The sequence below is a fragment of the Pasteurella oralis genome (assembly GCF_042681465.1).
Classification (GTDB): domain Bacteria; phylum Pseudomonadota; class Gammaproteobacteria; order Enterobacterales; family Pasteurellaceae; genus Pasteurella; species Pasteurella oralis.
Map to the genome: position 1 here is coordinate 270,476 of NZ_JBHUFP010000025.1, position 12,571 is coordinate 283,046.

The 12,571-nt window shown below is 38.2% G+C and carries 10 protein-coding genes; 7 read left to right on the forward strand and 3 right to left on the reverse strand.

All coding sequences use genetic code 11. The features are described 5' to 3' along the window. Positions 1 to 36: 36 nt before the first annotated feature. The 5 genes from ACFSAV_RS10700 to ACFSAV_RS10720 all read left to right on the forward strand — a co-directional run bounded on the left by ACFSAV_RS10700 (position 37) and on the right by ACFSAV_RS10720 (position 4,868). On the forward strand, positions 37 to 564 hold the full coding sequence (locus tag ACFSAV_RS10700; RefSeq protein WP_379099480.1) for a DsbE family thiol:disulfide interchange protein: 528 nt from the start codon (positions 37 to 39) through the stop codon (positions 562 to 564). Continuing rightward, a complete protein-coding gene (nrfF, locus tag ACFSAV_RS10705; protein WP_379099482.1) occupies positions 564 to 1,058 on the forward strand; it encodes a heme lyase NrfEFG subunit NrfF in 495 nt (164 codons plus the stop codon). Before ACFSAV_RS10700 ends, nrfF begins: the two co-directional genes overlap by 1 nt. Further along, entirely contained in the window at positions 1,055 to 1,891 is an 837-nt protein-coding gene (locus tag ACFSAV_RS10710; protein WP_379099485.1) for a TPR domain-containing protein, read from the forward strand. The genes nrfF and ACFSAV_RS10710 overlap by 4 nt, the downstream gene beginning before the upstream one ends. Before the next feature lie 132 nt (positions 1,892 to 2,023). Then, positions 2,024 to 3,229, forward strand: coding sequence for a BaiN/RdsA family NAD(P)/FAD-dependent oxidoreductase (locus tag ACFSAV_RS10715; protein ID WP_379099488.1), 1,206 nt, complete (start codon positions 2,024 to 2,026; stop codon positions 3,227 to 3,229). A gap of 184 nt (positions 3,230 to 3,413) precedes the next feature. Beyond that, the gene (locus tag ACFSAV_RS10720) at positions 3,414 to 4,868 is read left to right on the forward strand and encodes a catalase (RefSeq protein ID WP_101775359.1); all 1,455 of its coding nucleotides are present in this window, start codon (positions 3,414 to 3,416) and stop codon (positions 4,866 to 4,868) included. Between the two features lie 107 nt (positions 4,869 to 4,975). Here the strand turns inward: ACFSAV_RS10720 and ACFSAV_RS10725 are convergent, their stop codons facing one another. After that, positions 4,976 to 5,506, reverse strand: a complete 531-nt coding sequence (locus ACFSAV_RS10725) for a GNAT family N-acetyltransferase (RefSeq protein WP_379099491.1) — start codon at positions 5,504 to 5,506, stop codon at positions 4,976 to 4,978. A 139-nt stretch (positions 5,507 to 5,645) separates the two neighbouring features. On the opposite strand from ACFSAV_RS10725, the gene dnaE reads away from it, so the two are divergent. Beyond that, the gene (gene dnaE, locus ACFSAV_RS10730; protein WP_379099494.1) at positions 5,646 to 9,122 is read left to right on the forward strand and encodes a DNA polymerase III subunit alpha; all 3,477 of its coding nucleotides are present in this window, start codon (positions 5,646 to 5,648) and stop codon (positions 9,120 to 9,122) included. Beyond that, positions 9,122 to 9,685, forward strand: coding sequence for a DUF1287 domain-containing protein (locus ACFSAV_RS10735; protein ID WP_101775362.1), 564 nt, complete (start codon positions 9,122 to 9,124; stop codon positions 9,683 to 9,685). Before dnaE ends, ACFSAV_RS10735 begins: the two co-directional genes overlap by 1 nt. A gap of 50 nt (positions 9,686 to 9,735) precedes the next feature. Here ACFSAV_RS10735 and ACFSAV_RS10740 read toward each other — a convergent pair whose 3' ends face one another. Both ACFSAV_RS10740 and ACFSAV_RS10745 read right to left on the reverse strand, forming a co-directional pair. Further along, complete coding sequence (locus ACFSAV_RS10740; RefSeq protein ID WP_379099498.1) at positions 9,736 to 11,100, reverse strand: L-serine ammonia-lyase; 1,365 nt, start codon at positions 11,098 to 11,100, stop codon at positions 9,736 to 9,738. A 61-nt stretch (positions 11,101 to 11,161) separates the two neighbouring features. Beyond that, a complete protein-coding gene (locus ACFSAV_RS10745; protein WP_379099501.1) occupies positions 11,162 to 12,403 on the reverse strand; it encodes a serine/threonine transporter in 1,242 nt (413 codons plus the stop codon). Positions 12,404 to 12,571 lie beyond the last annotated feature (168 nt).

Consider the following 12,571-nt stretch of genomic DNA (forward strand, 5'->3'; position numbering starts at 1 on the left):
ATACAGAGTAAGAGAAACCTTATGCCGCATAATAATATGAAAAGAGTACTTTTATTTTTGCCTATTTTGGTCATTTTAGCTGTTTGTTTATTGCTATTTATCGGTTTACAACAAGATCCTAAAAAAATCGCTTCTGCGTTGATTGATAAGCCTGTGCCTGAGTTTTATCAAACAGATTTATTGCAAGCAGAGAGAGTCTTAACTCATAAAGATTTGCCAAAGAGGGTGTTTTTATTAAATGTGTGGGGGAGTTGGTGTGGCTATTGTAAACAGGAACACCCATTTTTAATGGAACTGGCAAAATCTATTGATATTGTGGGGTTGAATTACCGTGATAAGCCTCAAAATGGCTTGGCAATGTTAACACAAATGGGTAATCCTTTTATATTGACTATCAATGATAGTAAAGGTGAGTTGGCGTTAAATTTAGGTGTGGATGGTGCACCTGAAACTTACTTAATCGATCAACATGGTATTGTACGTTATCGCTATTCTGGTCCGTTAAATCCACAAGTATGGCGGCAGTGGTTTGTGCCAGAGTTGAATAAACTAGAGGCAAAATGATGAAAAAGTGCGGTTGGTTTTGGACGAGTTTTTTGTTGTTGATGAGTACGTTAGGGCAAGCAGGCATTGTTGATACTTACCAGTTTAAAAATAGTGAGGATCGTGTACGCGCGGTTGAATTAGCCAAGTCATTACGTTGTCCTCAGTGCCAAAATCAAAACTTAGTTGAGTCAAATTCACCTATTGCTCATGATTTACGTATTGAAGTCTATAAAATGGTTGATGAAGGGCAAACCAATCAGCAAATTATTGACAGCATGACTGCGCGTTTTGGTCATTTTGTGTTATATAAACCGCCATTTCAATGGACAACCCTTATTTTATGGGGGTTGCCATTTGCATTGTTGCTTTTTGCGGTGGGATTGATGGTAAGGTATGCACGTCGTCATACTCTGACTGAAATGGAAACGGAATCTGCCGAATCAGTGGTTGAACAACAGCAAGCATTACAGCAATTGTTAAAACAAGTTGAGCAAAAGGAAAAAGAAAAATGATGTGGTGGGGATTACTGATTTTTGCTGCGATTATTATTATGGTTAGCAGCCTACCTTTTGCAAAATGGAAGGATTGGCAACGTAATTATCGGCAGCAACAAAATGTTGCATTGTATCGTGAGCAAATGGCAATGAATCCCAGTCAGGAGTTAGCTCAAGAGCTAAGTCAACGTTTGTTGGAAGATGAAAAATATTTACAAAATCGACCGCACTTTGAACAACAGACTACACGCCAGCCAATCGCCGTTTCTATTAAGTCAATGTTGTTTATTACGCTATTTCTATTGGTGCTGCCTGCAGTGTATTATTTTTCCCTCGATCGCTATCAGGCAGTACGACAAGGGGAACAAGCGTTTTTGCAGCAACAGATGACGCTAATGGAGCAAGCAATTTCACAGCAACATGAAGACAAAATTGCACAAATCCAGCAACAATTACGCCAAGATCCAAATCATGCAGAAAATTGGTTAGCTTTAGGGCAAGCTTATGTGGAGAATAATGAATTTGATCATGCTTTGATTGCTTATCGTAATGCCGAAGGATTAATTGGTTCTCAGCCTTATATTTTAAGTGCGATCGCTACTACGCTTTATTATCAGTCGAATCAACAGCTCACGTTGCCAATCCAAGATTTATTGCAACGAGCATTAAGTCAAGATCCATTAGATACTGCCAGTTTATCTTTAATGGCAACGGATGCATTTGTACAAAAAAACTATCAACAAGCGGCACAGATCTGGCAAAAAATGTTAGACTCTGAACGTTCAAATTTAGATCGTAAAACGTTGATTCAACGTATTCAAATGGCTGAGATGTTACAGCAATCAAAATAACAAAGTATATTCACTGGTTATCATGAATAGTAAAGCTAGTCTTGAGAAAGTGAGCACAGCTATGTTAACCAGTGAGTGTTTAACCAATCTCCTAAATAGATAAAGGCAATGTGTTCACTTGCACTTAACAACATGAGTAATTATTCAGAAATTATTATTATTGGCGCAGGTGCGGCAGGTTTATTTTGTGCTGCACAAAGTGCTAAATCCGGTAAACAAGTTACTATTTTTGACAATGGTAAGAAAATTGGACGTAAAATTTTGATGTCTGGTGGTGGTTTTTGTAACTTCACCAATCTTGATGTCACATCACAACATTATCTTTCTCAAAATCCGCATTTTGTTAAATCTGCGTTAGCGCGTTATACCCAATGGGATTTTATTGCGATGGTCGCTGAGTATGGTATTGCTTATCATGAGAAAGAGTTAGGGCAATTATTCACTGACGAAGGTGCAGAAAAGATTGTTGCGATGTTGGAGACTGAATGCAACAAATATCACGTTAATATTCAATTACGCCAGCAAATTAGCCATGTTGAACAAGTGGAATATCATGACAAAGCACGTTTCAAACTAGTTGCGAATGGACAGACTTGGTATTGCCGTTCATTAGTGATTGCGACGGGAGGACTATCAATGTCTGGACTCGGTGCTTCGCCATTTGGCTATCAGGTGGCTGAACAATTTGGACTCTCTATTATTACGCCAAGAGCAAGTCTTGTACCTTTTACGTGGCGTGAAACGGATAAATTTTATAGCGCACTTTCAGGTATCGCTCTCCCTATCGTTGCTACTGCACAATGTGGCAAATCGTTTGCTAACAATATGTTATTTACTCATCGTGGTCTTTCAGGACCTGCTATTTTACAGATTTCAAACTATTGGCAACCAAATGAGGCAGTGGAAATTGATTTACTACCTCAGCAAAGTATTACTGAGTTTTTACGACAATTACGCATAGCTTCACCCAACTTATGGCTTAAAAATGCATTAGTAAAAGTCTTGCCAAAGAAATTGATTGAACTGTGGCTTGAACAGCATTTGATTCAAGATCAGGTAATTGCACAGTTGAGTAAGGCAGGTTTACAGCAGCTTGAAGATTTCATTCATCACTGGCAATTTTTACCTAATGGTACAGAGGGCTATCGTACGGCTGAAGTCACGATGGGCGGGGTAGATACTAAGCAGATTTCTTCTAAAAGCATGGAATGTAACAAAATTAAAGGGCTATATTTTATTGGGGAAGTAGTCGATGTGACAGGTTGGCTTGGCGGTTATAACTTCCAATGGGCATGGAGCTCTGCTTATGCTTGTGCAATGGCATTGGCTGACACTTAGTTTAATAGGTTTGTTTAATTGATGTTAAATTTTTAATAGTCACTTTCGATTGAATTGATAGATTGAGTTCACAAGGCAAGTCGATATAATGCAGGCAAAATTTAAAGGATTCGGATAAATCCCTTTATTATTTTGTAATCCGTTGTACTTCTACTCACTCTCTAAAATTATAAGGAGTTATATTATGTCTAAATGCCCATTTGATCATGGCTCAGCGACCTTAACTAATGCAGCAGGTGCCCCTATTGTTGATAACGATAATACAATGTCAGCCGGTGCAAAAGGTCCATTACTATTACAAGATGTTTGGTTCCAAGAGAAATTAGCTCACTTTGCACGTGAACGTATTCCTGAGCGCGTTGTTCACGCAAAAGGTTCAGCTGCTTACGGTACATTCACTGTGACTCAAGATATCAGTAAATACACTAAAGCCGATTTATTTAACGGCGTTGGTAAACAAACTCAAGTATTATTACGTTTTTCAACAGTAGCGGGTGAGCGTGGTGCAGCTGATGCAGAACGTGATGTACGTGGTTTCGCATTAAAATTCTATACAGAACAAGGTAACTGGGATTTAGTGGGGAACAACACACCCGTATTCTTTATTCGTGATCCATTGAAATTCCCAGATTTCATTCATACTCAAAAACGCAACCCACAAACTAACATGCGTGATGCAAATGCAGCATGGGATTTTTGGTCACGTCATCCAGAATCATTACATCAAATTATGATTCTATTCAGTGATCGTGGTATTCCTACAGATTTACGTCATATGAATGGTTACGGTAGTCATACATATAGCTTCATTAACGCACAAAATGAGCGTTTCTGGGTGAAATTCCATTTTAAAACGCAGCAAGGTCATAAATTCTATACTAACGAAGAAGCTGCCAAAGTGGTTGGTGAAGATCGTGAATCAAGCCAAAGAGATCTTTATGAAGCAATTGAACGTGGTGAATTCCCGCGTTGGAATGTTCAAGTTCAAATCATGCCAGAAGCAGATGCACACAAACATAACTATGCATTTGACTTAACTAAAGTATGGCCACATAAAGATTATCCAATGATTGATGTCGGTGTATTAGAGTTAAATCAAAACCCAATTAACTACTTTGCCGAAGTTGAACAGGCAGCGTTTGCACCTTCTAACATTGTGCCAGGAATTGGTTTCTCGCCAGACCGTATGTTGCAAGGTCGTTTATTCTCGTACCAAGATGCGCAACGTTACCGCTTAGGGGTTAACCATCACCAAATTCCAGTTAATGCACCAAAATGCCCATATCACACCACACATCGTGATGGCGCAATGCGTGTAGATAACAATGGTGGTACGCATCCTAACTATGCGCCGAACCGTTTTGACACTTATGTACCGACACATCAACAAGAGCCTGCATTAGAGTTAGAGCGTTCAGCAGCACACTTTGATTTCCGTGGTTATGATGAGGACTACTATACACAACCAGCAGCGCTTTATAACTTATTCGATGTGGATCAAAAAGCACGTGTTGCAGCAAACTTTGCTGCAGGTTTATCTGGTGTAACAGATTGTGCGATTGTTGAAAGACAATTAGCGCATTTTGAAAAAGTGAGCACAGAATTAGCGAATGCGATCCGTGCGAATTTAGCAAAATAATTCTCTTATCAGGACTTTATGATTTTGGGCTTGAGGTAACTCAAGCCTTTTTTATGATTGAAAACAAGATTGCTATATAAAGTCGGTTTTTGCTTGCTGAGATGTGTTTAGTATCGTTTAATCCAATAATACTGAATGACTTTATTCTCTAAGTGCACTTCATTTTCTAATATGCCATTATTTTTCATAATGACTTTACTTGAGGCAATATTATTCTTATCACATGAAAGCATAACTCTTTTGATTCCAAGTGCATCTGTTTTTTCTAACGCGAGTGCGAGCATTTCAGTGGCATAACCTTTTCCCCATTCTTGTGGATGGATAGAATAACCAATATGACCACCATATTTTAGCAGGTGCTGATTTAATTCATGTCGAATATTGATAATACCAATCATACGATTTTCATTCTTATGCCACGCGAGATAAGTACTATCACTGACTTTGTCATAGCCAAAAAGGTGAGTACCCGCAGGGGCATGAAGATAATCTAGCCAATCAGCAAAAGTTTCTGCCGAAAACTGTGCTAACTGATTTGCGCCATGTAAAACGAGATTGGTCGCTCGATAAGCTTGTTGATAATTTAGAATTTCATTTTTATGAGTTAGACTCGGTTTAATTAATATTAAACGTTGCATAGATTCCCTTTCATTTTGACTACTCATAACTTAGTATAAAGACTTCTTCTCACCCTAGTCAAATTTGTACTGTTGATAAAATCTCGCTAAAATAGACCGCACTTTCCGCCTGATTTTATGCACGCCAAGGATATTTTTTATGTCACACCCCCGTTTTGTTCATCTTCGAGTCCACAGTGATTTTTCAATGATTAATGGGATCGCCAAAGTCAAACCATTAATTAAAGCCTGTGTAGAAAATAATATGGTGGCGATGGGATTAACTGACTTTACCAATTTTTGTGGTTTAGTTCGTTTTTATGGTGAAGCACTTTCTGCTGGTATAAAGCCTATCATTGGCGCAGATGTGTTAGTCAAAAGTGAGCTTTGTGGTGATGAACGTTTTGAACTGACATTATTAGCAAAAAATGATGCAGGTTATAAAAATATTACTTTATTGCTTTCTAAGGCTTATGAACGAGGTTACCAAGATTTACCTTACCTCGATCAAGATTGGCTAGTTGAGCATCGTGAAGGGATTATTATATTGTCTGGCGGACATAATGGTGATGTAGGGAAAAAGTTATTAAAAGAGAACCAAGCCGAATTGGAAAGTGCGGTCGCTTTTTATCAAAAATTCTTCCCTAATCATTTTTATTTAAGCCTAAGCCGAACAGGGCGTTATGAAGAAGAACGCTATGTCAGTCTGGCTTTAAAACTAGCACAATCCCATGGTATACCTGTTGTTGCTACAAATGATGTGATGTTTTTACAATCTGATGATTTTGAGGCACATGAAATTCGTGTTGCGATTCATGATAGCTATACCCTCGATGATCCTAAGCGTCCAAAACGTTATACTGAGCAGCAATATTTCCGTTCAGAACAGGAAATGTGTGATTTATTCGCTGATGTACCTTCTGCTTTAGAAAATACGCTACTGATTGCTCAACGTTGTAACGTTACTATACGTTTAGGAGAATATTTCTTACCTCAATTCCCAACAGGTGATCTTTCCACAGAAGCATTTTTAGTGAAAAAATCAAAAGAAGGCTTAGAGGAACGCTTAAAAGTATTATTTCCCGATGAGAAAATCCGTTTAGCAAGACGCGCTGAATATGATGAACGTTTACAAGTTGAATTGGATGTCATTAACCAAATGGGTTTTCCGGGTTACTTTTTGATCGTGATGGAATTTATTCAATGGTCAAAAGACAATGACATTCCTGTTGGACCGGGGCGAGGTTCTGGTGCGGGTTCACTAGTTGCTTATGCATTAAAAATTACTGATCTTGACCCGTTAGAATTTGACTTACTTTTTGAACGTTTTTTAAATCCTGAACGTGTATCCATGCCAGACTTTGATGTGGATTTTTGTATGGATGGACGTGACCAAGTGATCGAACATGTAGCGGATACTTATGGACGAGGCGCAGTATCACAAATTATTACTTTTGGTACGATGGCAGCTAAAGCAGTAATTCGTGATGTTGGGCGTGTATTAGGTCATCCTTACGGCTTTGTTGATCGTATTTCTAAATTAATTCCACCTGATCCTGGTATGACACTTGCTAAGGCATTTGCTGCGGAGCCACAATTGCAAGCCGTGTATGATTCTGATGAGGAAGTCAAAGCCTTAATTGACATGGCGCGTAAATTAGAAGGGGTCACTCGAAATGCAGGTAAACATGCTGGTGGTGTAGTCATTTCGCCAAGCTTGATTACGGATTTTTCACCTTTATATTGCGATTCTGAAGGTAAACATCCTGTAACACATTTTGACAAAAATGATGTGGAATATGCGGGTTTAGTGAAATTTGACTTCTTAGGATTACGAACGCTGACGATCATTAAATGGGCATTAGATATGATTAATACGCGTTTGGCGAAAGAAGGTAAACCTGCAATAGATATTGCCACCATTCCACTTGATGATCCTGATTCGTTTGAATTATTAAAGCGCGCTGAGACGACGGCAGTCTTCCAGCTAGAGTCACGTGGTATGAAGGACTTGATTAAACGCCTACAACCAGACTGTTTTGAGGATATTATCGCATTAGTTGCTTTATTCCGCCCGGGGCCATTAGAGTCAGGCATGGTACAGAACTTTATTGATCGTAAACATGGTAATGAAGTAGTGGCTTATCCTGATAAGGATTATCAACATGAAAGCCTAAAACCGATTTTAGAGCCGACTTATGGGGTTATTGTATATCAAGAGCAGGTTATGCAAATTGCGCAGGAACTGGCAGGTTATACCTTAGGTGGCGCAGATTTATTGCGTCGTGCTATGGGTAAGAAAAAACCAGAAGAAATGGCAGCACAACGTGAAATCTTTGAAAAAGGTGCTATTCAGAAAGGGATCGACGGCGAACTTGCAATGAAAATTTTCGACTTAGTGGAAAAATTTGCTGGTTATGGCTTTAACAAATCTCATTCAGCAGCTTATGCACTGGTTTCTTACCAAACGCTTTGGCTAAAAGCTCATTACCCTGCCGAGTTTATGGCAGCAGTAATGACTTCTGAAATGGACAATACAGATAAAATTGTTGGCTTGTATGACGAATGCTTACGCATGGGATTAAAAGTTGCACCGCCAGATATTAATACTGGTAAACATCATTTTAGTGTTAATGAACATGGCGAAATCGTGTATGGGATTGGGGCGATTAAAGGCGTGGGCGAAGGTCCGATTGAAGCTTTAATTTACGCGCGTAATCAGGGGGGAATTTTTAAAGATCTATTTGATTTATGTGCACGAGTCGATCTGAAGAAAATTAATCGTCGTACTTTTGAAAGTCTCATTTTATCAGGGGCATTTGATAAGTTAGGCCCCCATCGTGCCGCATTATCAAAAAACCTGGAGGATGCCTTAAAAGCCTCAGATCAACATGCTAAAGATGCTGCAATGGGTCAAACCGACATGTTTGGTGTATTGACAGAAAGCTATGAAGAAGTAGAAAAAGCCTATGCTAGTACACCACCTTGGCCTGAAAAAGTGATTTTAGATGGTGAAAGAGAGACGCTAGGTTTATATCTCAGTAGTCATCCTGTAAGCCGTTATTTAAAAGAACTTGCTCATTATAGTTCTACACGTTTGAAAGATTTAGTACCTAACTATCGCGGTCAAATCAGTACCGCAAGTGGTTTAGTTGTTGCTTCACGCTTTGCCGTGACTAAGAAAGGGAATCGTTTAGGTATTGCAACCTTAGATGATCGTTCAGGACGTTTAGATATTACTTTGTTTGCCGATGCATTAGAAAAATTTGGCGATAAATTGCAAAAAGACAGCGTAGTCGTAGTATCGGGGCAAGTGAGCTTTGATGAGTTTTCGGGTGGATTGAAAATGGCGGTACGTGACTTGATGACATTAGACGAAGCACGTAGTCGTTATGCCAAAGGATTAGCGATTTACTTATCGCATGATAAAATAACACCAGTGTTTATTCGTGAATTTAAAACGATGTTAACTCCTTATAGTGGCGGTACATTACCCATTCATATTTATTATGATAGTCCCCAAGGTCAATGCCGTGTCAAAATGGGCGTACAATGGTCAGTGAATCCAACTGATGAGTTGTTAGCCGAATTAGCGAAAAAGCTAGGTGAAAGTGCGGTGGAGTTGGAATTTAAATAATGAAAAATAAGTTGATTGGCACAGCTATTTTTTTTCTTCCTATATTGAGTATTGCGATAAATTCTCATCAATTAGTCAATGATGCACGCAAACAAATTAATGTGACGGTGAGTTATGATTCCACTTATCGTAAGATGGCTTTTCCAATGGGTGATGTGCCACAACATACTGGTGTCTGTACAGATGTGGTTATTCGAGCTTATCGCCAGCAACAAATTGATTTACAAAAACTAGTTCATCAAGATATGAAGAAAGCGTGGGTAAGCTATCCCAAAATTTGGGGACTGAAAACAACAGATACGAATATTGATCATCGCCGTGTGCCTAATTTGGAAACCTTTTTCAAGCGCCATGGAAAATCACTTTCCTTAACGGATTTGTCTTCTTTTAAAGCTGGGGATATTGTGACTTGGCGTTTGCCACGTAATTTACCGCATATTGGGATTGTATCAGATAAAAAGAATAAAGAAGGTATCCCACTGATTATTCATAATATCGGGCAAGGAACACAGGAAGAAGATATTTTATTTAAGTATAAAATGATTGGACATTATCGTTATTGAATACTCTTGCCCTAAATAATAGGGCTCAATGTTGAGCCCTGATTTTTTTATTAACAGACCACTTTAATTGCTAAACCACCTTGTGATGTTTCACGGTATTTCGCATTCATGTCTTTACCCGTTTCATACATCGTTTCAATCACTTTATCGAGTGTTACCCTTGGGCTGGTTGTACGGCGAAGTGCCATACGACTAGCATTAATCGCTTTTACTGCTGCGATAGCATTGCGTTCAATACAAGGTACTTGTACTTGCCCTCCTACTGGATCACAAGTTAGACCGAGATTATGCTCCATGGCGATTTCTGCTGCAATACAAACTTGTTCTGGGCTACCGCCAAGAATTTCAGTTAATCCAGCAGCAGCCATAGAACAAGCAACACCTACTTCACCTTGACATCCCACTTCTGCCCCAGAAATAGAAGCATTCAGTTTGTAGAGCGAACCAATAAAACTGCAAGTTAGTAAGTAACGCTCTGTAATTTCAGCAGTAATGCTTTCAATAAATTTTTCATAATAAGCAAAAACGGCAGGTACAATGCCACAAGCACCATTAGTGGGTGCAGTGACTACACGTCCACCAGCCGCATTCTCTTCGTTAACGGCTAATGCATACATATTGACCCAGTCAATAACACTCATCGGGTCATTAGATAAGCTACTATTGGCTTTTAACATACGATATAGACTAGCTGCACGACGTGGTACTTTTAATGAGCCAGGTAATAGTCCCTCAGTTGTTATTCCACGTTGAATACAAGATTTCATATTTTGCCAAATTTGTTGTAAATAGCTGGTTAATGCAATTTGACCATGTAGCGCAGTTTCATTTTTCATTACCACACTAGAGAGTGTTAAGCCATTATCATGACAATGTTTTAGCATATCTGCCGCATTACGATAAGGGAATGGGATGGGATATTCATTATTATTGGCTTGATGAAAGTTTTCTTCATTAACAATAAAACCACCGCCAATGGAATAGTAAGTTTGCTGATATAGCGTAGTATTTTGTTGGGAAAATGCAGTAATGCGCATGCCATTTTCGTGTAAAGGTAAAAAAGTCTGGTGAAAAATTAAATCTTCGTCTAAATTGAATTGCACAATTTTTTGATTTTCTGCGATAGAAAGAAGTGCGGTCTGTTTGAGAGTGGAAATAAAAATTGGGATTAAATCGATATCGACGTTATGTGGTAAATAACCTGCTAGTCCCATGATGATTGCTATATCAGTATTATGTCCACGTCCTGTCATTGATAATGAACCATAAACATCTACTTGAATTTTCGCAATTTTCTCCAATTGATGCCTTGCAATTAAATCATCAATAAATTGCTTACTTGCTTTCATCGGTCCTACAGTGTGTGAGCTTGAGGGGCCGATACCGATTTTAAATATATCAAAAACACTAATCATAAAGTTCTATATTTTTATTAATTAAAAAAAAGGTCGTGTATTCTACACGAATTTATAAACTTTAAAATAGTTTATAAATGATTGCTGAAGTAGTAAACAATCCCAGGCTTGTGATAAATAAGTTAGATAAACGACCTCGATAATGTTGCATGGCATGGACTTTACGTATGGCATACATTGGCATAAGAAATAAGATTGTTGCAATAATAGGACCACCAAATGATTCAATTAGCCCTAAGATACTCGGATTAATAATTGCAACGCTCCATAAAGCGAGGAAGAAGAAAAGTGCGGTTAAATAATTTAATGTTTTGGCATTAAATTGTTTATATGGAATGACTTTTGTGATTAATCCAATTAAGCCTTCTTTTGCACCTAAATAATGACCAAAGAAAGAACTAGTAATAGCAAGAAAGGCTACTAAAGGACCTAAGTAGGAAATATAAGGGTTATGAAATTTGTTGGCTAGGAAAGAAAGGATACTAATATTTTGGTTTTTAGCTTGATTGAGCTCGCTTGGTGTTAAACTCAATACACAACTAAATACAAAAAACATTACAAAAACAAGTAATAGTGTTGAAGTTAACTTTAAGGTGCGACTTGAATGTTTTTCTATGAGTCCAGCATAACTATATTGATACTGCTGAGATTGAGTAAAAGAAGAAATTGCTGGCGAATGATTAAACGAAAAAACTAAGACAGGCAGTGTAACCCATAACGTGCTGATAAAGTTAGTGAATGTTGGTAATTCAGTCAAAATGGCAATGTTCCATTCTGGAATAAGGTATATCGATAAAGCAAATAAAATGCAGACTAATGGATAAACTAAAAACTCAGTGATTTTGAGCATGATTTTCTCACTCGTTAGCATGACTCCAATTAATGTAGAAATCAGAATAAGAGAGAGGAGTATTCTATGAGGTGGAGTGATATCAAGTTGATGAACCAGAAAGGAGTCTATGGTATTTGTAATGCCATTGCCATAAATTAATAGAATCGGAAAAATAGCAAAAAAGTAAAGCAAGGTAATGAGCTTTCCTGCGGCTTTGCCAAAATGTTCTTCAACAACTTCAGTAATGTCACTGCCTTTCTTTGAAGAAGAAAGTACGAAGCGTGCGAGTCCGCGATGTGCAAGGTAAGTCATGGGACCGACAATGATCGCCATGATGACTAAAGGCCAAAAGCCGCTTTGTCCTGCATTGATAGGGAGAAACAGCACACCTGCACCAACAGCTGTACCAAATAAATTAAGCGCCCAAAGGAGATCGAATTTATTCCATTTTACATCAGACTTCTCTGTCATATACAACTCCATATTGATATAAAAATTCACAAGGATGAGTAAATAAGAAGAGTGATATATAGTAAAGGGGTTGAACAGTAAATTCAAAAGGATAGGCTAGTTAAATATAATAAATATGATTTAGATCGTTTTTTTATATGCTGTTTGCATAAAAAATAATAGATAAAT

What these genes read in the sequence shown, in the direction of transcription:
- ACFSAV_RS10700 (WP_379099480.1), top strand. Translation starts at nt 37, where the DNA reads ATGAAAAGAGTACTTTTATTTTTGCCTATTTTGGTCATTTTAGCTGTT.
- nrfF (WP_379099482.1), top strand. Translation starts at nt 564, where the DNA reads ATGAAAAAGTGCGGTTGGTTTTGGACGAGTTTTTTGTTGTTGATGAGT.
- ACFSAV_RS10710 (WP_379099485.1), top strand. Translation starts at nt 1,055, where the DNA reads ATGATGTGGTGGGGATTACTGATTTTTGCTGCGATTATTATTATGGTT.
- ACFSAV_RS10715 (WP_379099488.1), top strand. Translation starts at nt 2,024, where the DNA reads ATGAGTAATTATTCAGAAATTATTATTATTGGCGCAGGTGCGGCAGGT.
- ACFSAV_RS10720 (WP_101775359.1), top strand. Translation starts at nt 3,414, where the DNA reads ATGTCTAAATGCCCATTTGATCATGGCTCAGCGACCTTAACTAATGCA.
- ACFSAV_RS10725 (WP_379099491.1), bottom strand. Translation starts at nt 5,506, where the DNA reads ATGCAACGTTTAATATTAATTAAACCGAGTCTAACTCATAAAAATGAA.
- dnaE (WP_379099494.1), top strand. Translation starts at nt 5,646, where the DNA reads ATGTCACACCCCCGTTTTGTTCATCTTCGAGTCCACAGTGATTTTTCA.
- ACFSAV_RS10735 (WP_101775362.1), top strand. Translation starts at nt 9,122, where the DNA reads ATGAAAAATAAGTTGATTGGCACAGCTATTTTTTTTCTTCCTATATTG.
- ACFSAV_RS10740 (WP_379099498.1), bottom strand. Translation starts at nt 11,100, where the DNA reads ATGATTAGTGTTTTTGATATATTTAAAATCGGTATCGGCCCCTCAAGC.
- ACFSAV_RS10745 (WP_379099501.1), bottom strand. Translation starts at nt 12,403, where the DNA reads ATGACAGAGAAGTCTGATGTAAAATGGAATAAATTCGATCTCCTTTGG.